The following is a 22,564-nucleotide window of genomic DNA, read 5'->3' as shown; positions in this document are numbered from 1 at the left end:
CATGGCTGCCGTTTGCGACGTCTGCGCCAAGGGCCCCGGTTTCGGGAAGTCGGTCTCGCACTCGCACCGGCGCACCAACCGTCGCTGGAACCCGAACATCCAGACCGTGCGTGCGCAGGTTGCCCCTGGCAACACCCGCCGGATGAACGTGTGCACCTCCTGCCTCAAGGCGGGCAAGGTCGTCCGCGGCTGATTTTCAGCCCGTACATTCTGCCGACAATGCCCCGGCACCCCTCGTGGGTGATCCGGGGCGTTGTCGTACAACGGCCCCGCGCCGTCGAACGAGCGCGCCGTGTCTGACTGGCGGATCGCGCCGCTCACGGCGAACCGGGTCACCGAACTCGCCGCGTGCCACATCGCCAGCTGGCGTGAGGCCTACGGCGCGCTCGTCCCCCGCCACATCCTCGACGGCTTCGACCTCGAACGCTCCGCGATCAATTGGGAACGTCGTCGTGCCGCGGGCACCCACCGATTGCCGGTCGCGCTGGCCGGCGACCGCCTGGTCGGTTTCGCCGCCGGGCGGGATCGGCCCGTACCCGACCGCCCGGCGGACCCGTGCCCGTCCACCGAGGCCGAACTCGAAGCACTCTACGTCCGCAGCGCCTGGCACGGCACCGGCATCGCCGACGCCCTGATCGACGCGGCCGCCCCCGGATCGCCGTGCACCCTCTGGGTGTTCGCCGACTATCCGCGTGCCCACGCCTTCTACCGCAGGCACGGCTTCACCGACACCGGCAACCGCCGCACCGACCCGTTCACCCTGCTGCCCGAACAATTGTGGCGACGCGAGCCGGGTTAATGTGACGCCATGAGTACCACCGAACCGGTCGCCGCCGCCGAGATCATCGACGGCGTGCTCCAGCTGACCATCGCCACCTCCGCCGCGGGCACCTCGATGGATTTCGACCTGATCAACGCGGGCACCGCGGCCCTGCGCGCCCTCGACCCGTCGGTCGGCGCGATCCTGCTCACCGGCGCGGGCGCGAACTTCTGCGCAGGCGGCAATGTCCGCAATTTCGCCGGGGCCGATGACCGCGGCGCCTATCTGCACCAGCTGGCCGACGAACTCCACGAGTTCGTCCGCGCGCTCGCGGCCGCCCCCGTTCCCGTGATCGCCGCGGTGCAGGGCTGGGCGGCGGGTGCGGGCATGAGCCTGGTCTGCGCCGCCGACATCGCGATCGGTGGACCCTCGACGAAACTGCGCCCCGCCTACCCCGGCATCGGCCTGTCCCCCGACGGCGGCATGTCCTGGCTGCTCCCCCGCATCGTCGGCCTGGGCCGCGCCAGCGAGATCCTGCTCACCGACGCCGTCCTCGACGCCGACGAAGCCGTCCGCCTCGGCATCCTGAGCCGCACGGTCGCCGACGACGACATCCGCGCCGAAGCCCTCCGGCTGGCACAGACCTTCGTCAACGGCCCCCGCGCCACCTACTCGGCCATGAAAAAACTGCTGGCCCAGTCGCCTACAGCGATTCTGGACCAGCAGCTGGACGCCGAACGCGACAGCATCTCGGCCGCCGCGAACAGCGACACCGGCCGCGAAGGCGTCGACGCCTTCGTAGGCAAGCGCAAGCCGAACTACGTCGGCCTCACCTAGAAGCCACCAACTCCGACGTAGAAGTCACCAACTCCCGCGACTGAACTGACCACCCGGCGCGACCAACGCCACGCCGGATGTCAGCCACCACGGGTTTTCGGCCGCCTCGCATCCGAAGGGCGAGACGGAACGCCGAAGGCGCAGTATCGCCCTTCGGATGTGAGGCCCTCAGGGCCGAAAACCCCGCGGCGCCAGCCGCTCTAACACGCAGCACCGAGGGCGCTGAAGGTGTTCTGCAGCAGGCAGGTCACCTTCGCGTTCACGCCCGAGGAGATGGTCGAGGTGCCGGTGGAGGTCCATTCCTCGCCGACCTGAGTGGTGGCCACCGGCGCGGCCTGCTCGTTGTAGGGCTCGAGCTGCAGGCCTGCGGCGGTGGCCGAGCCCGCGCCCGCGGTGATGGCGGCGGCGACGGCGGCGGTCGCGAGGGCAGCGCGAACGGTGGAGATGTGCATCGGGTTGTGCTCCTTCATCATTCTCTTCTGGTGCGGGCGACGCCCCGGGTCAGGGCAGCCGCCAGTCGACGGGGTCGGCGCCGAGTTCGTCGAGCAGTTCGTTGACCCGGGAGAACGGTCGTGAACCGAAGAACCCGCGCGAGGCGGAAAGCGGTGAGGGGTGCGCCGATTCGACGTAGGGCACCTCGGCGGCGACGAGTGTGGGCTTCAGTGAGCGGGCGTCGTTGCCCCACAGCACGGCCACGAGCGGCTCGTCGCGGTCGACCAGCGCCCGGATCGCCTGCTCGGTGACCGCTTCCCAGCCTTTGCCCCGGTGCGAGGCGGGCGCGCCGGGGGTGACGGTGAGTACCCGGTTCAGCAGCAGCACACCCTGATCCGACCAGGGGCTCAGGTCTCCACAGGTCGGCGTATCGAAGCCGAGGTCCTTGCTGTATTCGGCGAAGATGTTGGACAAGCTGCGTGGAACCGGCGAAACCTGCGGTGTGACAGAGAAACTCAGTCCCATCGCGTGGCCCGGTGTCGGGTACGGATCCTGGCCGACGATCAGCACGCGCACCGCGTCGAACGGGCGCTGGAACGCGCGCAGCACGTTCTCCCCTTCGGGAAGATAGCCGCGGCCCGCCGCGTTCTCTTCTCGGAGGAACTCGCCCATTTCGCTGATGCGGTCGGTGACCGGCTCCAGTGCCCGGGCCCAGCCCGGATCGATGATCTCCGACAGTGGTTTGGCACCCATGACCGCACAACCTATCGTTCGTCGCCGGTGGGCGTGGCGTCCGCCCCACGGAACGATTCCCAGCCGGTGCCGCCGGTGGGTGCCACGCCGTCGACCGTGACGCCACTGCCTGCGGTTACTATGCCGATCGGCCGCCAGCCCGCGGGGAGCGCCACCTCGGCCGGCCAGGTTCCGGCGAAGGCGTGGTCTTCGCCGCCGGCCAGAATCCATTGCGCGGCATCGGCATCGAGCAATTTCGCGAGGGCCGACAGTTCGGGGTCGGTCAGTGCCGCGCTGTGCACGTCGATCGCGACGTGCGAGGCGGCGGCGAGATGCCCGAGGTCGGCGAGCAGTCCGTCGGAGACATCGGTCAGGGCGGTCGGGGGGTGCGCGCCGAACGCGTCGATCACCGCCGCGTACGGCGGCTGCGGAACACGATGTGTCGCAAGGGCGTAGGTGAACTCGGGATCGGTGAGGTCCGCGTCGCCGGTCAACACGGCCAGCCCGGCGCCGGACCAGCCGAGTTCGCCTGCCACGGCGACGATGTCACCGGCCACCGCGCCCGAGCGGGTGATCGCGGGCTGTCCGCCGAGGTCGCCGAACGCGGTCACCGAGACGACCAGCTGATCGCTGCGCACCAGGTCGCCGCCCGCGATGGAACCCCCGGCGCGGCCGGCCTCGATCCACATTCCGTCGGCGATCCCTTCGACCACGGACACGGGGGTGTCGGCCGGGCAGCCGAGCGCGACCACGAACGCGGTAGGCCGCGCGCCCATCGCCACCACATCGGCGGCGTTCTGGGCGATCGCCTTGCGGCCGATGTCGACGGGCGAGGACCAGTCGAGGCGGAAGTGTCTGCCTTCGACGAGCATGTCGGTGCTCACCACGAACCGCCCATCGGGCGCCGCGACCAGCGCGGCGTCGTCACCGGGGCCGAGCAGCACGTGCGCGGCCTGCTCCCGACCGGCGTTGATCCGGTCGATCAAGGCGAACTCGCCCAGCTCACGCACCGTCTGCGGACGGCTGTCCTCGCTGATGACCGACCCCTTCCCGCTGTGCTGCTGACCGACGAAATCGCCCCGACGGTACCCTTTCGGAGGCGATAGGGCACCACCGACGGTGCAGGCGAACCAGCGAACGGAAGGACCACACAGCTATGGCGGACTCGACACCGGAGGATCGCGGCGAGGCGACCGCTCCCGACGACACCGCCGCTGCCGACGCGATTTCGTCCGACGCTGAGCCGACGTCCGACGACTCACCGTCGTCCGGCGAAGACGTCCACCCGGAACCCGCCGTCGAGCCCGGCCTCGCCGACGACACAGACAGCGACGCGGACGATTCGGATTCCGGCGACGAGGACTCCGACGATGCCGACCTCGAGTCACACCACTCCCCCGCGCTGATCGCCACCGCGGTCGCCCTGCCCGTCGTCTTGATCGTCGCCGTCCTGGTCGCCGCCTTCATCGCCCTGCGCGCCCCGGTCGAACGCGAACCCCTCGCCCTCGGCCCGGTTCCGGCTCCCGCGGCCGACGGCCCCGCCTGTCAAACACTGCTCCCGGCCCTGCCCGCCGAGCTCGGCGACTACACCAAGTCGACCCTCGTCGAACCCGCCCCGCCGGCCACCCGCGCCTGGCAGCTCCCCGACGGCGGCGACCCGATCACGCTGCGCTGCGGCCTCGACCGCCCCCTCGAGTTCAACCGCGCGTCACCGTTGACGGTGATCGACGGCGTGAAGTGGTTCCAAATCCGCGACGAGGTCGGCAAGACCGGCACCTGGTTCGCCGTCGACCGCGAGACCTACATCGCACTGACCGTCCCCGACGGCTCCGGCACCAGCGGGGTGCAGACCGTGTCCGACATCATCACCGCGAATCTGCCTGCACGCGAACCGACTCCGGGCGAACTCTGAGCTAATCGACTGGCGCCGTAGAGCTTTCGTGCACGACCCCGCCGAAAGCCCTGCGGCCGAACAGAACTACCGCAGCCCGGTTCCGCGCGCGAGCGCCGTCTCGATCAGCGTCGACACCAGCGTCGGGTAGTCGATACCGGTCGCTTCCCACATCCGCGGGTACTGCGAGATCGGCGTGAAGCCGGGCATCGTGTTGATCTCGTTGATCACCGGACCGTTCTCGGTGACGAAGAAGTCGACCCGCGCCAGCCCCTGGCAGTCCAGCGCGCGGAACGCACGCACCGACAGCTCCCGGATCTCGTCGGCGACGTCGTCGTCGAGCTTGGCGGGCACATCGAATTCGCACACGTCGTCGAGGTATTTGGTGGCGAAGTCGTAGAACTCGGGCGCGGCCGCGTCGGCATCGGGCATGCGGATCTCGGAGACGACGCTGCCGCGCACCTCACCGTCGGCGAATTCCAGTACGCCACACTCGACTTCGCGTCCGACGATGCCCGCTTCGATGATCACCTTGGGGTCGTGCGCGCGGGCGGCGGCGATGGCCGCGGCGAGATCGGCCCAATCGGTGATCTTGGTGATGCCGATCGAGGAGCCGCCGCGCGCGGGCTTCACAAAGGCGGGCAGGCCGATCCGGGCCCGGTCGGCCTCGGACAGGGTCTCGGTGCCCGGCCGCAGCACGACCTGCACGCCGACGGGCAACGACTCGGCGGCCAGCAATTTCTTGGTGAACTCCTTGTCCATGCCCGCCGCGCTGGCCAGCACGCCCGCGCCGACATAGGGAATCCCGGCCAGCTCGAGCATGCCCTGCAATGTGCCGTCCTCACCGAAGGGCCCGTGCAGGATCGGGAACACGACATCGACATTGCCGAGGACATCGCTCGAGTCGAGGGCGACCAGCGCACCGGAGCGGCCGGGGTCAGCGGCGAGCGTGAGGGCGGTTCCCGACGCGTCGACCTGTGGTTGCACGCCGTGGCTCAGCGCCAGCTCGCCGATCCCGTCGGCCAGTACCCAGCCGCCGGTCGGGGTGATGCCGATCGGCACCACCTCGTAGCGGGTGGGATCGAGGTTGCGCAGCACACTGCTCGCCGACACGCACGAGACGGCGTGCTCGCTGCTGCGCCCGCCGAACACCACAGCCACCCTGATCCGTTCCGTCATGAACGTCACCGTAGTAGGTTCTCGCCGCCATGGCGCTATCGCCCTTACTCGGGCTTGATCCGCCTGCCGAGCAGGCTGCCGACCGCCTCGCTCACCGATAGCCCCTCATGACACACCCTGTGCACCGCGTCGGTCAGCGGCATCTCCACCCCGTGCTCGGCGGCCAGCGCCCGCACCGATGTGCACGACTTCACACCTTCGGCCACCTGCCCATTGGTCGCTTCCTGCGCGGCGCTCATCGTGCCGCCCGCACCGAGGGCGTACCCGAAGGACCGGTTGCGCGACAGCGGCGAGGTACAGGTAGCCACCAGATCGCCGACACCCGCCAGCCCGGCCAGCGTCACCGGCTGTGCGCCCAGCGCCACCCCGAGCCGGATCACCTCGGCGAGCCCGCGCGTGATCAGGCTGGCCACCGTGTTGTCGCCCAATCCCATTCCCGAAGCGATGCCGCAGGCGAGCGCGATGACGTTCTTGCACGCACCGCCGATCTCGCAGCCGATCACATCGGTATTGGTGTACGGCCGGAAGTACCCGGTGGCACACGCGCGCTGCGCGACCCCGGCCCGCTCGGTGTCGGAGCAGGCGATCACCGTCGCCGCGGGCTGACGTTCGACGATCTCGTGCGCCAGATTCGGACCCGACAACACCGCGATGCGCCCCGGCTCGGCCCCGGTGACCTCCGCGATCACCTGACTCATCCGCAGCAGCGTGCCGGTCTCGATCCCTTTGGCCAGACTCAACAGCGTGGCGTCGGACCCGATATCGCCCTTCCACAGATCCAGATTCGCCCGCAACGATTGCGACGGCACCGCCAGCACCACCAGATCCGCCCCGTCCAGCGCGACCCGATGGTCATCGGTTCCCCGCACCGGCGGCAACTGCACGCCGGGCAGGTAGAACGGATTGCGGTGCTCGGTGTCGAGCGCCTGCGCCACCTCGGGCCGCCTGGCCCAGATCGTCACGTCTGTCCCCGCCTCGGCCAACACCTTCGCGAACGCCGTACCCCACGACCCCGCACCCATAACCGCCGCCCTCGTCATCAGCCCAATATGCCATGCAAGGATCGGAACCATGCACACCGTGCACGCCGTGATGGCGGTCAAACACATCGGCCGGGCCAAGAGCAGGCTGGCGAACGTGCTGAGCACCGAGCAGCGGGCCCAGCTCGTGCTCGCCATGTTCACCGACACCGCCGTTGCCGCCACCGCGGTGCCCGAGCTGTTGTCGCTGACCGTGGTCACTCCCGATCCGCTGGTCGCCGCCCGCGCGCACGAGCTCGGCGCGCACGTGATCGATGAGCCACCGGCCGGTGCCGACCCGCTCAACACCGCGCTCGCGGCGGGCGCCGCCGATGTACGCGATCGCCACGGACCCACCGCGCTGCTCGCGCTGCAGGCGGATCTGCCCGCTCTTCGCCCGTCCGAACTGGCCGACGTGCTCGCCGTCGCCGTCAGCGCGCGATCGGTGGTGATCGATCACACCGGTACCGGCACCGCCGCATTGCTGATCCGCGACACCACCGCACCGCTGTCGCCCCGCTTCGGCGCCGATTCCGCGCGCGCACACCGCGACGACGGTGCCGTGCCGCTGCTCGGGCACTGGCCCGGCCTGCGCTGCGATGTCGACACCCCCGAGGATCTCGAGCTCGTCCGCACGCTCGGCGTCGGCGAATTCACCACATCGACCCTGCGTGAATTCGGATTCTCATCGCACAGAAGTGATCCCGTTCGCACCGTGTGCTAGCTGATCGCCACAATCGGACCGGTCGGAACGAATCGTGCAATGTCGTGATGCGCGCCGCCCGTTCCTCGAGGGATGATTGATCTCGTGAGCGATACGGAAACCATCAAGCAGCTGCCCCCGATTTCCCCGCCACCTGCGGCCGCCCTCGCCTCGGGCGGTGACGCGAGCACGCAGCGGTTGCCCAGAGATCGCTACCTCAACCGCGAGTTGAGCTGGCTCGACTTCAATGCCCGTGTCCTGGCCCTGGCCGAGGACGCCTCGTTGCCGTTGCTGGAGCGAGCCAAATTCCTCGCGATCTTCGCGTCGAACCTCGACGAGTTCTACATGGTGCGTGTGGCCGGCTTGAAACGCCGTGCCGAGACCGGCCTGTCGGTGCGCTCGGCCGATGGTCGCTCACCGTCGGAACAGCTGGAGATGATCACCGCCCGTGCCCAGGAGCTCGCCGAGCGGCACGCGAAGGTCTTCATCGACGCGGTGAACCCGGCGCTGGCCGTCGAGGGCATCGACATCATCGGCTGGAGCGACCTCGACGACGATGAGCGCCAACGCCTGTCGAACTACTTCACCGACCAGGTGTTCCCGGTCCTCACACCCCTCGCCGTCGACCCGGCGCACCCGTTCCCCTACATCTCCGGCCTGAGCCTGAATCTGGCCGTGACCGTGCGCGATACCGGCACCGGCGGCGAGCACTTCGCCCGCGTGAAGGTGCCCGACAACGTCGACCGTTTCGTGCGCGTGCGCCGCACCGGCGCGCCGTCGGCGATCGCGGCGTTCCTGCCGATGGAAGACCTCATCGCCGCCCACCTCGACCTGCTGTTCCCCGGTCTGACCGTGGTGGAGACGCATTCGTTCCGGATCACCCGCAACGCCGATTTCGAGGTCGACGAGGACCGCGACGAAGATCTGCTGCAGGCGATGGAGCGAGAACTCGCCCGCCGCCGCTTCGGCAAGCCGGTGCGCCTCGAGGTCTCCGACGACATGACCGAGCACATGCTCGAGCTGCTGTTACGTGAGCTCGAGGTCGACCCCGCCGATGTGATCCAGGTGCCCGGCCTGCTCGACCTGTCCTGCCTGTGGCAGGTCTACGGTGTCGACCGCCCCGAACTCAAGGACGCGCCGTATGTTCCGGCCACTCCGGCGGCCTTCGGCGAGCGCGAGACCCCGCGCAACGTCTTCGCCGCGCTCCGCGAGGGCGATGTGCTGGTGCACCACCCCTACGACTCCTTCTCCACCAGCGTGCAGCGCTTCATCGAACAGGCCGCGGCCGACCCCCAGGTACTGGCGATCAAGCAGACGCTCTACCGCACCTCCGGTGACTCCCCCATCATCAATTCCCTGATCGAGGCCGCCGAGGCGGGCAAGCAGGTCGTCGCGCTGGTCGAGATCAAGGCCCGCTTCGACGAGCAGGCCAACATCAAATGGGCGCGCGAGCTGGAACAGGCGGGCGTGCACGTGGTCTACGGCCTGGTCGGCCTGAAGACCCACTGCAAGACCTGCCTGGTAGTGCGCCGCGAGGGTTCCACGATCCGGCGCTACTGCCACATCGGCACCGGCAACTACAACCCGAAGACCGCGCGCCTGTACGAGGACGTGGGGTTGTTCACCGCCGCACCGGAGATCGGCGCCGATCTCACCGACCTGTTCAATTCGCTGACCGGCTACTCCCGCAAGGAGGACTACCGCAACCTGATGGTCGCGCCGCTGGGCGTGCGCGCGGGCATCATCGAGCGGATCGATCGCGAGATCGAACTGGCCGGACAGGGTGCGGCCGCCCGGATCCGGATCAAGGCCAACGCGATCGTCGACGAGCAGATCATCGACGCGCTCTACCGGGCCTCCCAGGCGGGTGTGCCGGTGCAGATCGTGGTGCGCGGCATCTGCGGCCTGCGCGCGGGTGTGCCGGGTCTGAGCGAGAACATCGAGGTGCGGTCGATCCTCGGCCGGTTCCTCGAGCATTCCCGGGTCATGGAATTCGGTGCGCAGGAGCAGACCTGGATCGGCAGCGCCGACATGATGCACCGCAATCTCGACCGCCGCGTCGAAGTGATGGTGCAGGTGAAGGATCCCAAACTCGTCGCTCAGCTCGCGCAGGTGTTCGATTCGGCGCTCGATCCGGCGACCCGCTGCTGGATCCTGCTGCCGGACGGCACCTGGCAGGCCAGTCCGACCGATGTCGAGGCCGACCAGGTGCGTGATCACCAGGCCTTCCTCATGCGTCGGCGTCGCCCCGATCAGCCGTGAGCGCACAGAGCAAGGACGCGTCGTTGCGTGACCCGCGTGTACGGCCCAATATCCATGCCGCGGGGGCGGTCCTGTGGCGTGCGGGCGCGCTCGGCCCGGAGATTGGCGTGATCCACCGGCCGAAATACGGCGACTGGTCGCTGCCGAAGGGCAAGCTCGATCCCGGCGAGACCCCGGTGGTCGCGGCCGTGCGCGAGGTAGCCGAGGAAACGGGCCTGCCGGCCACGCTGGGGCGCTATCTCGGCCATGTCACCTACCCGATCCCGGGGCACCGCCAGCTCAAGCGGGTCGACTACTGGGCCGCAGAGGCAGCCGACGGCGATTTCGCCGTCAACAACGAAGTCGACCAGATGCGGTGGTTCCCGCTGGCCCAGGTGATGGACCAGTTGTCGTATCCGATGGATCGCCAGATCGTGCGGATCTTCGCCCGGCTGCCCGCCCGCACCAACACGGTGCTGCTGGTGCGCCACGCCAAGGCGGGCAAGCGCAACCGCTACGACGGACCCGACGAGTTACGGCCACTCGAGGCCGCCGGGGAACAGCAGGCGAAGGGATTGACGCCGAATCTGTTGGCGTTCGGCGCATCCGAGATCTATTCCGCCGATCCCCTGCGCTGCATCCAAACCGTGACCCCGTTGGCAGAACAGCTCGATGCCGAAATCAATTGCGAGCCAATGTTTTCCGAGCAAGGTTACGATTCAGCGAAAAGCGCGGCGCGGCAACGATTTCTGTCGTTGGTAACAGATCGGGGGGTACCGGTCGTGTGTAGTCAGGGCGGGGTGATTCCCGATCTCACCCAGTGGCTGGCCGAGCAGGGCGGGCTCACGCTGCCCTCGGCGCGCAATCGCAAGGGCAGCGTCTGGGCATTGTCGTTCGTCGCGGACCGATTGGTCGCGGCGGACCATATGGACCGTTCGTTGTCGACGGCAATCGTGACGACCTGAGTCACCGGCACCGCCTCGGAAACAGCCGAAACGGCCCCGGGATTCCCGGGGCCGTTCTCGGTCCAGTGGTGGGTGATGCGGCCTACGTACACATTCCCCGACCTGATCCCGCTGCGGCAGGATCAACGAGCACGACGGGCGGCAGTCTTCTTAGCAGCAGTCTTCTTGGCGGCAGGAGCCTTCTTCGCAGCGGTGGTCTTCTTGGCGGCCGTGGTCTTGGCCGCCGTCACCTTCTTGGCAGGAGCCTTCTTGGCCGCCGTCACCTTCTTGGCGGGCGCCTTCTTGGCCGCCGTCACTTTCTTTGCCGCTGTGGTCTTCTTGGCGGCAGGTGCCTTGGTGGCGGCCTTGCGGGCCGTGGTCTTGGCCGGACCCTTGGACGGCGTGGCCTTCTTGGCCGCGGTCTTCTTCGCCGCGGTCTTCTTGGCTGCCGCCTTCTTCGCCGCCACCGGGGCATTCACGCCCCGCTTGACGGCAGGCCCGGACGAGGCCAGCTTCTGCTTACCCGCGATGACTGCCTTGAACTGCGCGCCCGGCCGGAAGGCAGGCACCGACGTGGCCTTCACCTTCACGGTTTCACCGGTACGCGGGTTACGGGCGACCCGGGGAGCACGCTTGCGCTGTTCGAACACACCGAATCCGGTGATGGTGACGCTTTGACCCTTGTGCACGGCACGGACGATGGTGTCGACAACATTCTCGACAGCCGCGGTTGCCGTCCGCCTGTCCGTACCCAACTTTTCGGTCAGAACGTCGATCAGTTCCGCCTTGTTCATTGAATCCTCCGCAGACTAATGGCCCGTCGTCGGACCGACTAGGTACCACGGTAAACCCAGTTTGAGCAAGAGTCTATGTGCCACGCCAAAATTCATGTGGTTTAGCACACGTCCAGCTACCGCCGCCCCGGATGCGCCCCTAAGCGCCCCAGCTGATTACGCCCGTGAAATAGGCTCCGGCAGCGTCACGGGTTTCCATGACGGCCTTCCCTTTTCGAACTCGCTGATCTCGTCGGCGCGGCGCAGCGTGAGGCCGACATCGTCCAAACCCTCCAGCAGACGCCACCGGGTGTAGTCGTCAATATCGAACGGCAACACGACGGTTCCCGCTGTGACGGTGCGCGCGGACAGGTCGACAACCAATTCGATGCCGGGCTGTTCCTCGATCAGCTTCCAGAGCATTTCGACATCGTTCTGTGACATCTGCGCGGCCAACAGGCCGCCCTTGCCCGCATTTCCACGGAAGATGTCCGCGAAACGCGACGAGATGACCACCCGAAAGCCGTAGTCCGACAGCGCCCACACAGCGTGCTCACGCGAAGAACCGGTACCGAAATCCGGGCCCGCCACCAGCACGCTGCCCCGGGTGTACGGCTCGGTGTTGAGAATGAACTCCGGATCGGCACGCCAACCGGCGAACAAGCCGTCCTCGAAACCCGTTCGGGTCACGCGCTTCAGGTAAACGGCGGGGATGATCTGATCGGTGTCGACATTGGACCGGCGCAGCGGTACGCCGATGCCTTTGTGAACGGTGAAGGCTTCCATAACGATTCCCTTTCGATCTGTAGGTGATCGGTGACTCAGGCCAGATCGGCAGGCGAGGACAGGGTTCCACGGACCGCCGTGGCGGCCGCGACCAGCGGCGAGACCAGGTGCGTGCGACCGCCCTTGCCCTGCCTGCCCTCGAAATTGCGGTTCGAGGTCGACGCGCAGCGCTGGCCGGGTTCGAGCTGATCGGGATTCATACCCAGGCACATCGAGCAGCCCGCCTGACGCCATTCCGCGCCCGCGGCGGTGAAAATCTCGCCGAGTCCTTCTTTTTCCGCCTGCGCGCGCACCCGCATAGAGCCAGGCACAACCAGCATTCGCACGCCCTCGGCGACCTGGCGTCCCTTCAAAACATCGGCCACCGCGCGCAAATCTTCGATCCGGCCGTTGGTGCACGAGCCGACGAATACGGTGTCGACGCTCACCTCACGCAGCGGCATTCCCGGCGTCAGGTCCATGTAGCGCAAGGCCTTCTCGGCGGATTCGCGCTCGTTCTCGTCGGCGATCTGGGCCGGGTCGGGCACATTCGCGCCCAGCGGCAGGCCCTGGCCGGGGTTGGTGCCCCAGGTGACGAACGGGGTGAGCGTGTTCGCGTCGATGTGGACCTCGGCGTCGAACTGCGCGCCTTCGTCGGTGACCAGCGCGTCCCAGGAGGCCACTGCGGCATCCCAGTCGGCTCCCTGCGGTGCGTGCGGGCGGCCCTTCAGGAATTCGTAGGTCACCTCGTCGGGGCCGATCATGCCGGCGCGTGCGCCCGCTTCGATGGACATGTTGCAGATCGTCATCCGCGCTTCCATCGACAGCTTGCGGATCGCCTCGCCGCGGTACTCCAGCACATAGCCCTGGCCGCCGCCCGTGCCGATCTCGGCGATCACGGCCAGGATCAGGTCCTTGCTCGTGACGCCCGGCGCCAATTCACCGTCGACGGTGATCGCCATCGTCTTGAACGGGCGCAGCGACAGCGTCTGGGTGGCGAGCACGTGCTCGACCTCACTGGTGCCGATGCCCATCGCCAGCGCGCCGAACGCGCCGTGGGTGGAGGTGTGGCTGTCGCCGCAGACGACGGTCATGCCCGGCTGGGTGAGACCCAGCTGCGGACCGACCACGTGCACGATGCCCTGCTCCGCGTCGCCCATGGAGTGCAGGCGCACGCCGAATTCGGCGCAGTTGCGGCGCAGCGTCTCCACCTGGGTGCGCGAGATCGGGTCGGCGATCGGCTTGTCGATATCGGCGGTGGGGACGTTGTGGTCCTCGGTGGCGATGGTGAGATCGGTTCTGCGTACCGGACGGCCCGCCGCGCGTAGCCCGTCGAAGGCCTGCGGACTGGTCACCTCGTGCACGAGGTGCAGATCGATGTAGATCAGGTCGGGTTCGCGGGAGGAACCATCGCCTTCGCCAGTGACGACGACGTGCTGTTCCCACACCTTCTCGGCCAGTGTGCGAGCGCGCTCGGCCATAGCTTGATCACCTTTCGACGGGCATACTTGGTATCTCAGCATTTGAGACGTTAGTATCGTTCTATGAGACAGCATAGCGGTATCGGTGTTCTCGACAAAGCCGTGGCGGTGCTCTACGCCGTCGCCGACGAGCCCTGCGGTCTCAACGACCTGTGCACCCGCACCGGCCTGCCACGCGCCACCGCGCATCGGCTGGCGGTCGGGCTGGAGACGCACCGGCTGCTGGCCCGTGACGGCAACGGACTGTGGCGGCCGGGGCCCGCGCTCACCGAGTTGTCGGCAGGGGCGGCCGATCCACTGGTGGAAGCCGCCGGTGCCATTCTGCCCCGCCTGCGCGAGATCACCGGCGAGAGCGTCCAGCTCTACTGCCGCGACGGTCACGCCCGAGTCTGCGTCGCCGCGCTGGAGCCGCCCGTCGGCCTGCGTGACACGGTGCCGGTCGGTTCGCGACTACCGCTCACCGCGGGTTCGGCGGCGAAGGTGTTGCTGGCGTGGGCCGATCCCGAGTTGCAGCGCACGGTCCTGGCCGACGCGGTGTTCGGCGACCGGGCACTGGCCGAGGTGCGCAAGCGCGGCTGGGCGCAGAGTGCCGCCGAGCGCGCACAGGGGGTGGCGAGCGTGTCGGCGCCGGTGCGCGATGCGGGCGGGGTGATCGTGGCCGCCGTGTCGGTCTCGGGGCCGATCGATCGCATGGGCCGTAGGCCGGGCGCGCGCTGGGCCGCGGATCTGGTCGCGGCCGCCGAGGCACTGCACAAGCGATTGTAGAAACGAAGAAGGCCCCCGGTCGGATTCGACCGGGGGCCTTACTTTGCTTTGTAGCCCCGACGGGATTCGAACCCGCGCTACCGCCTTGAGAGGGCGGCGTCCTAGGCCGCTAGACGACGGGGCCAGGACGATCTCACAGAGTGAAACCTTGCTGGGGTACCAGGACTCGAACCTAGAATGGCTGTACCAGAAACAGCTGTGTTGCCAATTACACCATACCCCAAAGACCGAAACGCCCGACCTTGCAATCCCCACCGAGTGGTTGTCGGTGTTGCGAGGCCGTGTTCCGCGGCGATGAGAAGATTACCAAACACTAGGGGGTAAACTACAAATCGCCTGGTCAGAAGCAGCTTTTCGGCCGTTTTCGACCCTGCTGGAGCGGATGCGACGCACGGGCCGCACCCGCTCCCACAGCTACTGCGCGGCAGGGACCCAACCACGGGCGGCGCGCAGTCGATCGAGCGAAGCCTCGCGACCCAGCAATTCCATCGACTCGTACAGCGGCGGGCTGATGTGCGAGCCCGTCACCGCGACCCGCACCGGCGCGAAGGCCTTACGCGGCTTGAGCCCCAGATCGTCGATCAGCGCCTTTTTCAGCGCCTCCTCCAGTGCCGGGGTGGTCCACTCGCCCAGCGGCTCCACAGCGGCGATCGCGGCGTCGAGCACGGGGTCGGCCTCGGCGCCGAGATTCTTGGTGCCCGCCGCCTGGTCGATCGCGAACTCCGCGGGAGCGACGAACAGGAACTTCAGCAGGTCCCACGCGTCCCCGAGCACCACGATGCGGGTCTGCACGAGTTCGGCGGCGACCAGGAAGGTCTTCTCGTCGACTTCGGCCCCGATGTGGCCCTTCGCGGTGAGGAACTCACGCAGACGGTGACCGAAATCGCCCGGCTCGAGAAGGCGAATCTGCTCGGCGTTGATAGCGTCGGCCTTCTTCTGATCGAAGCGAGCCGGATTCGAATTCACCGAGGAGATATCGAAAGCCGCGACCATTTCCAGCATGGAGAACACATCGCGGTCCTCACCGATGCTCCAGCCGAGCAGGGCGAGGTAATTCAGCAAACCCTCGGGGATGAATCCGCGGTCCCGATGCAGAAACAGATTCGATTCCGGGTCGCGCTTGGACAGTTTCTTGTTGCCCTGACCCATCACGAACGGCAGATGACCGAACTCGGGCGTGAACTCGGCAACCCCGATACGCTGCAGCGCGGCATACAGCGCGAGCTGACGTGGTGTCGAGGAGAGCAGATCCTCACCCCGCAACACATGGGTGATCCGCATCATCGCGTCGTCGACCGGATTCACCAACGTGTAGAGCGGGTCACCATTGCCACGGGTGAGGGCGAAATCGGGGACGGTGCCGGCTTTGAAGGTGGTTTCGCCGCGAACGAGATCATTCCATCCGAGATCTTCGTCGGGCATCCGCAAACGGACCACGGCGGGGCGACCCTCGGCTTTGTACGCCGCGATCTGCTCGGCGCTGAGATCGCGATCGAAATTGTCGTAACCGAGTTTCGGGTCGCGGCCGACGGCACGGTGACGGGCCTCGACTTCCTCCGGCGTCGAGAATGCCTCATAGGCCTCACCGGCCTCGAGCAACCGGCGCACCACGTCCAGATGCTGATCGCGGCGCAGCGACTGCCGGTAGGGCTCGTAGGGTCCACCGACCTCGGGGCCCTCGTCCCAGATGAGCCCCAGCCAGCGCAGCGCGTCGAGCAGCGCGCGGTAGGAATCCTCGGAATCGCGGGCGGCGTCGGTGTCCTCGATGCGGAACACGAATTTGCCGCCGTGGTGGCGCGCGAACGCCCAGTTGAACAGCGCCGTGCGCACCAGGCCGACGTGCGGCGTGCCGGTCGGCGACGGGCAGAAACGGACCCGTACTTCAGTCATGACTCTCTTCTCCGCTGGTCTCAGCGCTTGGTGGCAACAGGGTTGGTGAGGGTGCCGATGCCCTCGACGGTGACCGACACGTTCTGCCCGGCCTGTAGCGGACCGACGCCTTCCGGTGTGCCGGTGAGGATCACGTCACCGGGCAGCAGGGTCATCACCGAGCTGATCCATTCGATGATCTTCGGAATATCGTGCAGGAACAGCGACGTGCGGCTGCGCTGACGGACCTCGCCGTCGACCTCGGTGACGATCTCCAGATCGCTTGGATCCAGCGCGGTTTCGATCCACGGGCCGAGCGGGCAGAACGTGTCGTAGCCCTTGGCCCTGGTCCACTGGCCGTCGTGGCGCTGCTGGTCACGAGCGGTGACGTCGTTGGCGATGGTGTAGCCGAGGATCACCTCGGACGCCTTGGCAGCGGCCACGTCCTTGCACGGACGGCCGATCACCACGGCCAGCTCGCCCTCGTAGTCGACCTGAGAAGAGCTGGGCGGCAGGATGATCGATGCGTTCGGGCCGATGATCGAGGTGTTCGGCTTGATGAAGATCACCGGGTCCACCGGCGCCGCACCGCCCATTTCGGCCGCGTGGGCGGCGTAGTTCTTCCCGATGCAGATCACTTTGCTCGCCAGGATCGGTGCCAGCAGGCGGATATCGGCCAGCGGCCAGCTCCGTCCGGTGAACGTCGGCGAGCCGAACGGATGTTCGGCGATCTCCTTGGCGACGGCATCGCTTCCGTCGCCCTCGATGCTGACGAAAGCGACTCCATCGGGACTGGCAACTCGACCTAAGCGCATGCCCCGGAGTCTATCGAGACGGGGCTACCTGCCCGAACGCACCCGTGATGCGACACCGGCCGCTCGATAGCCGCTCGGGGCAAGTGCGGGCAAGCTCACACCGATGTGATTCGAAGCCGCTGCCCGCGTGCGGGATTCGCGCGCGCGCCGATGTGACCCGTCAGACACCTCGCCGGTGCGGAAATTCCACGGGTCATCGGTGTAGCGTGATCATCGATGTTCAAACAATGAGACATCAATCTCAGATAATGAGATGCAATCGTGCAATCCGGCGAGGTGAGAATCGTGACAGACGCGCGGCCGATGGCCCCAGTGACGCGGATCGGTGACGGCAGACGCTGGATGATGCTCGCCCTCGGTGTCTTCGCGCAGACCTCGAGTTCGATCTTCATCCACGGCACCCCGTTCCTGCTGCCCGCGCTCACCGCTCGCGGCGATTCACTCGCGTCCGCCGGGGCCCTGGTGGCATTACCGACCGTAGGTCTGGTCTGCACCCTGATCGCCTGGGGGTACGTGGTCGACCGGATCGGCGAACGCATCGTGCTGGTGGCGGGGACCCTGCTGATGTTCGTGGCGGGCGTCGCCGCGGCCGTGGTGGACAACCCGGTCGCGTTCGGGGCGCTGCTGTTCGTGGGAGGTATCGGCGCCGCCAGCTCGAACGGCGCCAGTGGCCGGGTGATCGTCGGCTGGTTCCCGCCGGACCGGCGTGGCCTGGCCATGGGTATTCGCCAGACCGCGCAGCCACTGGGCGTCGGCATCGGCGCGCTCACCATTCCGTGGGTGGCCGCGCACCACGGCATCCCCGCAGCGCTGTTGGTGCCCGCGTTGATGGCCGGCGTCGCCGCGATCGGCTGCCTGGTCGGCATCATCGACCCACCACGACCGGCCGCGAAGGCCGCCGACCGCGCCAATCCCTATCGCGGCGACTCCACCCTGTGGCGCATCCACGGCGTCTCGATCCTGCTGGTCGTCCCCCAGGCCACCCTGTGGACCTTCGGCCTGCTGTGGCTCCACGTCGATCTGGGTTGGTCACTGGCCGCGGCGGGCGCCGTGATGACCGCCACCCAATTCCTCGGCGCCGCAGGCAGAATCGGCGCGGGAGCCTGGTCGGACCGAGTCGGCTCCCGCCTGGGTCCCCTGCGTCAGGTGGCCATCGCCGCCGCCCTCGCCATGGCCGCCCTGACCGTCACCGCCTGGACCGACTGGTGGTGGGCCGCCGTCCCGTTGATGGTCGCGGCTTCGGTGATCTCGGTGTCCGACAACGGTTTGGCGTTCACCGCCGTGGCCGAGATCGCCGGCCCCTTCTGGAGCGGTCGAGGCCTCGGCATCCAGAACACCGGCCAGAACCTCGCGATAGCCGCCGTCCCACCACTTTTCGGTGCGGTGATCACGGCGACCGGTTTCCCCGTGGTGTACGCGTTGGCGGCGCTCGCCGCAGTGGCGGCGGTGCCCTTGGTACCCCGCGACTCACGAAAGTAGCTGTACGACCGGTTGGTTCCCCGCACGACCCGCGAATCGCGTTCCGGCAGGAGCGAATACCGGTACCACCACTCGCCGAACATCATTCGATCAGCACCCAGCAATGACAAAGGCTCGCTCCGGCATTCAGCCGGAGCGAGCCTTTCGCGTGTGGTGGGATCAGACGATGGCCGCGATGCGGTCGCCGACCTCCACGGTGGACGCGGTGCCGGTGCGCGAGGCCAGGTCCTTGGCGACGGCGGATTCGATGCGCGCCGCGCCCTCGGTGTTACCGAGGTGGTTGAGCAGCAACGAGACCGAGAGGATGGCGGCGGTCGGATCGGCCTTGGACTGACCCGCGATATCGGGGGCACTGCCGTGGACCGGCTCGAACATCGACGGGTTCACACCCGAGGCGTCGATATTGCCCGAGGCGGCCAGACCGATGCCGCCGCTGACGGCGGCGGCGAGGTCGGTGATGATGTCGCCGAACAGGTTGTCGGTGACGATCACGTCGAAGCGGCCCGGGTCGGTCACCATGTGGATGGTGGCGGCGTCGATGTGCTGGTACGCCGTGGTCACGTCGGGGAACTCGACCGCGACCTCGTCGACGGTGCGCTGCCACAGCGAACCGGCGAAGGCGAGCACGTTGTTCTTGTGCACCAGGGTGAGGTGCTTACGACGGGCCTGCGCGGTCGCGAAGGCGTAGCGCACCACGCGCTCGATGCCGAAGCGGGTGTTGTTGGAGACCTCGGTCGCCACCTCGTGCGGAGTGCCGACGCGGATCGCGCCGCCGGTGCCGGTGTACGGGCCCTCGGTGCCCTCGCGCACGACCACGAAGTCGATATCCGGGTTGCCCGACAGGGGGCTGGTGACACCCGCGTGCAGCTTCGACGGACGCAGGTTCACGTGGTGATCCAGCGCGAAACGGGTCTTGAGCAGCAGTCCACGCTCGAGCACGCCGCTGGGTACCGACGGATCGCCGATCGCGCCGAGCAGAATCGCGTCGTGCTGCTTGAGCTCGGGCAGCACCGACTCCGGCAGGATCTCCCCGGTGCGGTGGTAGCGCGCGGCGCCCAGGTCGTACTCGGTCTTGTCCACACCGGGCACCACGACGTCGAGCACCTTGAGCGCCTCGGCGATGACCTCGGGGCCGATGCCGTCACCGGCGATTACTGCGAGTTTCATGAACTAGCTCCGTTCGAAGTCGGGGCGGACCGTGCCGCGCCGGGATACAGGTGCGCGCCGCCACCGTGAGGTGACGGCGCGCAGCTGCCGATGTCCCGGCTGTACCGGGACGAACAACTCAGGCCAGGTCTACGAGGACGACCTTGGACGCGCCGACGGCCTCGGCGATCGCGGTCTGCACCTCGGCGGACACCTCGGCGTTGACACGCAGCACCACGGTGGCGCCTTCGGCATCCACGTCCTGGCTCAGCTGCGCGGCCAGGATGTCGATCTCGGCCTCGCCCAGCAGGGTGCCGATCTTGCCCAGCGCGCCCGGCTTGTCGCTGTAGTTCAGCACGGCCAGGTTCAGGCCCTCGGCGCGCATGTCGTAGTTGCGGCCGTTGATGTTGACGATCTTCTCGACCAGGTTGGGCTCGGTCAGGGTGCCTGCCACGTTCAGGGTCGAACCGTCGCCGAACACGGCGCGCAGGTCGACAACGCTGCGGTGGGTCGGGCTCTCCGAGGCGGTGGTGACGGTGGCGGTGATGCCACGGTCCTTGGCCAGCGCCGGCGCGTTGACGAAGGTGACCTGGTCCTCGACCAGTGCCGAGAACACACCGCGCAGCGCGGACAGCTCCAGCACGGCGACGTCCTGTGCGGACAGCTCGCCGCGAACCTGCACCTCGACACTGACGGGCAGCTCGCTGGCGATGGCGCCCAGCAGCGCGCCCTGCTTGCGCACGACGTCCAGCCAGGGGGCGACCTCGTCGTTCACGGCGCCACCGGTGACGTTCACCGCGCCCGGCACGAACTCACCGGCCAGCGACAGCAGCACCGACTTGGCGACGTCGGTGCCCGCGCGGTCCTGGGCTTCCGAGGTGGAGGCGCCGAGGTGCGGCGTCACGACGACCTGCGGGAGGTCGAACAGCGGCGAGTCGGTGCACGGCTCGGTCTCGAACACGTCCAGCCCGGCGGCACGCACGTGGCCGGACTTGATGGCGTCGGCGAGCGCCTGCTCGTCGATCAGCCCGCCGCGGGCGGCGTTGACGATGATGACGCCCGGCTTGGTCTTGGCGAGGGTCTCGGCGTTGAGCATGCCCTTGGTCTCGGGCGTCTTCGGCAGGTGGATGGAGATGAAGTCGGCGCGCTCGAGCACCTCCTCCAGGCTCAGCAGCTCGATGCCGAGCTGGGCGGCGCGAGCGGGCGAGGTGTAGGGGTCGTAGGCGACGATCTTGGTCTCGAAAGCGGCCAGACGCTGCGCGAACAGCTGCCCGATGCGGCCGAGGCCGATCACGCCGACGGTCTTGCCGAAGATCTCGACGCCGTTGAACTTGCTGCGCGCCCAGGTCTTCTCCCGCAGGGTCGCGTCGGCGGCCGGGATCTGGCGCGCGGCGGCGAGCAGCAGGGTGACGGCGTGCTCGGCGGCGGTGTGGATGTTGGAGGTCGGCGCGTTGACGACCATCACGCCACGCTCGGTGGCGGCGGGCACGTCGACGTTGTCGAGGCCGACGCCGGCACGGGCGACGATCTGCAGCTTCTTGCCCGCGTCGAGCACTTCGGCGTCGACGGTGGTGGCGGAGCGCACGAGCAGTGCGTCGGCGTCGGGGACCGCGGCGAGCAGCGCCGGGCGGTCGGGTCCGTCGACCCAGCGAACCTCGACACCGTCACCGAGTGCGTCGACGGTCGACTGGGCGAGCTTGTCGGCGATCAGAACTACAGGACGGCCTGCTTGGCTCACTGTGGGGTACTCCTGGGGAAGAAAGGGGGTCGGCAGTTACCGCCGACCAGGATAGTCGCCCGGACTTCGGCTGCCCTTACCCCCCTGCCCGAAAACCGGGTGAACCCTGGGCGCCCGCCGCTCTACGATCGCCTCATGTCCTTGCGCACCGTCCCCGAATCGATGGACCCGGCCGTGGTGGCCGCCGTCGACGCAGAGCTCGATCGGGTGGCTGCCGAGCACACTGTGTCCATCCGTCTGGCGATCGAAAGCGGCAGCCGTGCTTGGGGTTTCCCCTCGCCCGACTCCGACTACGACTGCCGTTTCGTCTATGTGGCCGGCCTGGAGACCTACCTGTCCCCCTGGCGCACCCGCGACGTGATCGAAACGCCGCTGATCGGGCTGCTCGACGTGAACGGCTGGGATCTGGCGAAGGCGCTGCGCCTGCTGGTGGCGGGCAACGCCGTGCTCGTCGAATGGTTGATGTCGCCGATCGTCTACCGCGGCGACGCGGCGTTTCGCACCCGGCTGCGCGAGGTCGCGAGGGAGGTGGCCGATCGCGACCGGATCGCTCGGCACTACCTGCACCTGGGCGCGCGCCAGTGGGCGCTGTTCGAGCGCAACGGCGGTTTGAAGAAGGTGTTCTACGCGCTGCGGCCCGCGATGGCGCTGCGCTGGTTGCGTGAGCACCCGGGTGCCGCGGTGGCGCCGATGCACCTGCCGACGCTGCTCGCCGAGTGCGAGTTGCCGGTCGACCTGGTGGCTGCGATCACCGAACTGACCGATCTCAAGTCGAAGACGAGAGAGATGGGTTCGGCCGCCCCGCCGGCGCTGATCACGGCGTTCATCGACGCCGAATTCGACAGGGCCACCACGGAATTCAGCGCCCGCGGGCCACGTGATCTCACCGCATCGATGGCCGTCACCGGCGAGTTCTTCCGCGCCGAGGCGCTGCGGTGACTACCCCCGGATAGCAGAAACTCCGCACCAACTGGTGCGGAGCTTCACATTCGTAC

Annotated in this window: 22 protein-coding genes and 2 tRNA genes; 10 read left to right on the top strand and 14 right to left on the bottom strand. The window is 68.0% G+C overall.

What is annotated here, in order from left to right; translation table 11 throughout:
• Position 1 precedes the first annotated feature (1 nt).
• The 3 genes from rpmB to ACWF99_RS24245 all read left to right on the top strand — a co-directional run bounded on the left by rpmB (position 2) and on the right by ACWF99_RS24245 (position 1,597).
• Positions 2–193: a 50S ribosomal protein L28 gene (gene rpmB / locus ACWF99_RS24255; protein ID WP_011210730.1), complete on the top strand. Its 192-nt coding sequence runs from the start codon at positions 2–4 to the stop codon at positions 191–193.
• A 99-nt stretch (positions 194–292) separates the two neighbouring features.
• On the top strand, positions 293–799 hold the full coding sequence (locus ACWF99_RS24250; RefSeq protein ID WP_452537471.1) for a GNAT family N-acetyltransferase: 507 nt from the start codon (positions 293–295) through the stop codon (positions 797–799).
• A gap of 9 nt (positions 800–808) precedes the next feature.
• Positions 809–1,597, top strand: coding sequence for an enoyl-CoA hydratase/isomerase family protein (locus ACWF99_RS24245; RefSeq protein ID WP_378626314.1), 789 nt, complete (start codon positions 809–811; stop codon positions 1,595–1,597).
• Positions 1,598–1,797: 200 nt separating this feature from the next.
• On the opposite strand, the gene ACWF99_RS24240 is transcribed toward ACWF99_RS24245, so the two are convergent.
• From ACWF99_RS24240 to ACWF99_RS24230, 3 genes are read right to left on the bottom strand one after another with little or no spacing between them, the layout of a single operon-like run.
• Positions 1,798–2,049, bottom strand: coding sequence for a hypothetical protein (locus ACWF99_RS24240; RefSeq protein ID WP_266291645.1), 252 nt, complete (start codon positions 2,047–2,049; stop codon positions 1,798–1,800).
• A gap of 49 nt (positions 2,050–2,098) precedes the next feature.
• Positions 2,099–2,782: a uracil-DNA glycosylase gene (locus tag ACWF99_RS24235; RefSeq protein ID WP_378626311.1), complete on the bottom strand. Its 684-nt coding sequence runs from the start codon at positions 2,780–2,782 to the stop codon at positions 2,099–2,101.
• Between the two features lie 11 nt (positions 2,783–2,793).
• Positions 2,794–3,798 carry a thiamine-phosphate kinase gene (locus tag ACWF99_RS24230; RefSeq protein ID WP_452537601.1) on the bottom strand — a complete coding sequence of 335 codons (1,005 nt, stop codon included), beginning with the start codon at positions 3,796–3,798 and terminating at the stop codon, positions 2,794–2,796.
• Positions 3,799–3,917: 119 nt separating this feature from the next.
• Here ACWF99_RS24230 and ACWF99_RS24225 point away from each other — a divergent pair, with 119 nt between their 5' ends.
• Positions 3,918–4,673 (top strand): DUF3515 domain-containing protein, encoded by a 756-nt coding sequence (locus ACWF99_RS24225; RefSeq protein WP_452537470.1) that lies wholly within the window; start codon positions 3,918–3,920, stop codon positions 4,671–4,673.
• Between the two features lie 66 nt (positions 4,674–4,739).
• On the opposite strand, the gene ACWF99_RS24220 is transcribed toward ACWF99_RS24225, so the two are convergent.
• Together ACWF99_RS24220 and ACWF99_RS24215 are read right to left on the bottom strand one after the other, a co-directional pair.
• Positions 4,740–5,831 (bottom strand): D-alanine--D-alanine ligase family protein, encoded by a 1,092-nt coding sequence (locus ACWF99_RS24220; protein ID WP_378626309.1) that lies wholly within the window; start codon positions 5,829–5,831, stop codon positions 4,740–4,742.
• Positions 5,832–5,875: 44 nt separating this feature from the next.
• Positions 5,876–6,871: an NAD(P)H-dependent glycerol-3-phosphate dehydrogenase gene (locus tag ACWF99_RS24215; RefSeq protein ID WP_378655026.1), complete on the bottom strand. Its 996-nt coding sequence runs from the start codon at positions 6,869–6,871 to the stop codon at positions 5,876–5,878.
• Between the two features lie 31 nt (positions 6,872–6,902).
• Here ACWF99_RS24215 and cofC point away from each other — a divergent pair, with 31 nt between their 5' ends.
• The 3 genes from cofC (at position 6,903) to ACWF99_RS24200 (ending at position 10,759) form a co-directional block, all read left to right on the top strand.
• Entirely contained in the window at positions 6,903–7,574 is a 672-nt protein-coding gene (cofC, locus tag ACWF99_RS24210) for a 2-phospho-L-lactate guanylyltransferase (protein WP_452537469.1), read from the top strand.
• Between the two features lie 72 nt (positions 7,575–7,646).
• Positions 7,647–9,815, top strand: coding sequence for an RNA degradosome polyphosphate kinase (locus ACWF99_RS24205; protein ID WP_452537468.1), 2,169 nt, complete (start codon positions 7,647–7,649; stop codon positions 9,813–9,815).
• Complete coding sequence (locus ACWF99_RS24200; protein WP_452537467.1) at positions 9,812–10,759, top strand: NUDIX hydrolase; 948 nt, start codon at positions 9,812–9,814, stop codon at positions 10,757–10,759. Before ACWF99_RS24205 ends, ACWF99_RS24200 begins: the two co-directional genes overlap by 4 nt.
• 122 nt (positions 10,760–10,881) lie before the next feature.
• Here the strand turns inward: ACWF99_RS24200 and ACWF99_RS24195 are convergent, their stop codons facing one another.
• The 3 genes from ACWF99_RS24195 to leuC all read right to left on the bottom strand — a co-directional run bounded on the left by ACWF99_RS24195 (position 10,882) and on the right by leuC (position 13,757).
• Positions 10,882–11,532, bottom strand: coding sequence for an HU family DNA-binding protein (locus ACWF99_RS24195; protein WP_358105333.1), 651 nt, complete (start codon positions 11,530–11,532; stop codon positions 10,882–10,884).
• A gap of 156 nt (positions 11,533–11,688) precedes the next feature.
• Positions 11,689–12,297 carry a 3-isopropylmalate dehydratase small subunit gene (gene leuD, locus ACWF99_RS24190; protein WP_378626302.1) on the bottom strand — a complete coding sequence of 203 codons (609 nt, stop codon included), beginning with the start codon at positions 12,295–12,297 and terminating at the stop codon, positions 11,689–11,691.
• A gap of 35 nt (positions 12,298–12,332) precedes the next feature.
• Entirely contained in the window at positions 12,333–13,757 is a 1,425-nt protein-coding gene (gene leuC / locus ACWF99_RS24185) for a 3-isopropylmalate dehydratase large subunit (protein WP_364401667.1), read from the bottom strand.
• A 63-nt stretch (positions 13,758–13,820) separates the two neighbouring features.
• On the opposite strand from leuC, the gene ACWF99_RS24180 reads away from it, so the two are divergent.
• On the top strand, positions 13,821–14,522 hold the full coding sequence (locus tag ACWF99_RS24180) for an IclR family transcriptional regulator (protein ID WP_101466364.1): 702 nt from the start codon (positions 13,821–13,823) through the stop codon (positions 14,520–14,522).
• 51 nt (positions 14,523–14,573) lie between these two features.
• Here ACWF99_RS24180 and ACWF99_RS24175 read toward each other — a convergent pair.
• From ACWF99_RS24175 to ACWF99_RS24160, 4 genes are all read right to left on the bottom strand, one after another.
• Positions 14,574–14,646, bottom strand: a tRNA-Glu gene (locus tag ACWF99_RS24175).
• Between the two features lie 27 nt (positions 14,647–14,673).
• Positions 14,674–14,745, bottom strand: a tRNA-Gln gene (locus ACWF99_RS24170).
• Between the two features lie 191 nt (positions 14,746–14,936).
• A complete protein-coding gene (gene gltX, locus ACWF99_RS24165) occupies positions 14,937–16,412 on the bottom strand; it encodes a glutamate--tRNA ligase (protein ID WP_378626301.1) in 1,476 nt (491 codons plus the stop codon).
• Between the two features lie 20 nt (positions 16,413–16,432).
• On the bottom strand, positions 16,433–17,206 hold the full coding sequence (locus tag ACWF99_RS24160; RefSeq protein WP_378626299.1) for a fumarylacetoacetate hydrolase family protein: 774 nt from the start codon (positions 17,204–17,206) through the stop codon (positions 16,433–16,435).
• Positions 17,207–17,509: 303 nt separating this feature from the next.
• On the opposite strand from ACWF99_RS24160, the gene ACWF99_RS24155 reads away from it, so the two are divergent.
• Positions 17,510–18,685 carry an MFS transporter gene (locus ACWF99_RS24155; RefSeq protein ID WP_378628238.1) on the top strand — a complete coding sequence of 392 codons (1,176 nt, stop codon included), beginning with the start codon at positions 17,510–17,512 and terminating at the stop codon, positions 18,683–18,685.
• A 159-nt stretch (positions 18,686–18,844) separates the two neighbouring features.
• On the opposite strand, the gene ACWF99_RS24150 is transcribed toward ACWF99_RS24155, so the two are convergent.
• Together ACWF99_RS24150 and serA are read right to left on the bottom strand one after the other, a co-directional pair.
• A complete protein-coding gene (locus ACWF99_RS24150) occupies positions 18,845–19,852 on the bottom strand; it encodes a 3-isopropylmalate dehydrogenase (RefSeq protein ID WP_378626298.1) in 1,008 nt (335 codons plus the stop codon).
• A gap of 118 nt (positions 19,853–19,970) precedes the next feature.
• Positions 19,971–21,569 (bottom strand): phosphoglycerate dehydrogenase, encoded by a 1,599-nt coding sequence (gene serA / locus ACWF99_RS24145; protein ID WP_452537466.1) that lies wholly within the window; start codon positions 21,567–21,569, stop codon positions 19,971–19,973.
• 135 nt (positions 21,570–21,704) lie between these two features.
• Here serA and ACWF99_RS24140 point away from each other — a divergent pair, with 135 nt between their 5' ends.
• Entirely contained in the window at positions 21,705–22,508 is an 804-nt protein-coding gene (locus ACWF99_RS24140; RefSeq protein ID WP_378626294.1) for a nucleotidyltransferase domain-containing protein, read from the top strand.
• Positions 22,509–22,564: the final 56 nt, after the last annotated feature.

It is taken from the genome of Nocardia sp. NPDC055002 (assembly GCF_053608825.1).
The sequence above is the reverse complement of the archived record's forward strand: the minus strand, read 5'-3'. Positions and strand labels throughout refer to the sequence as shown.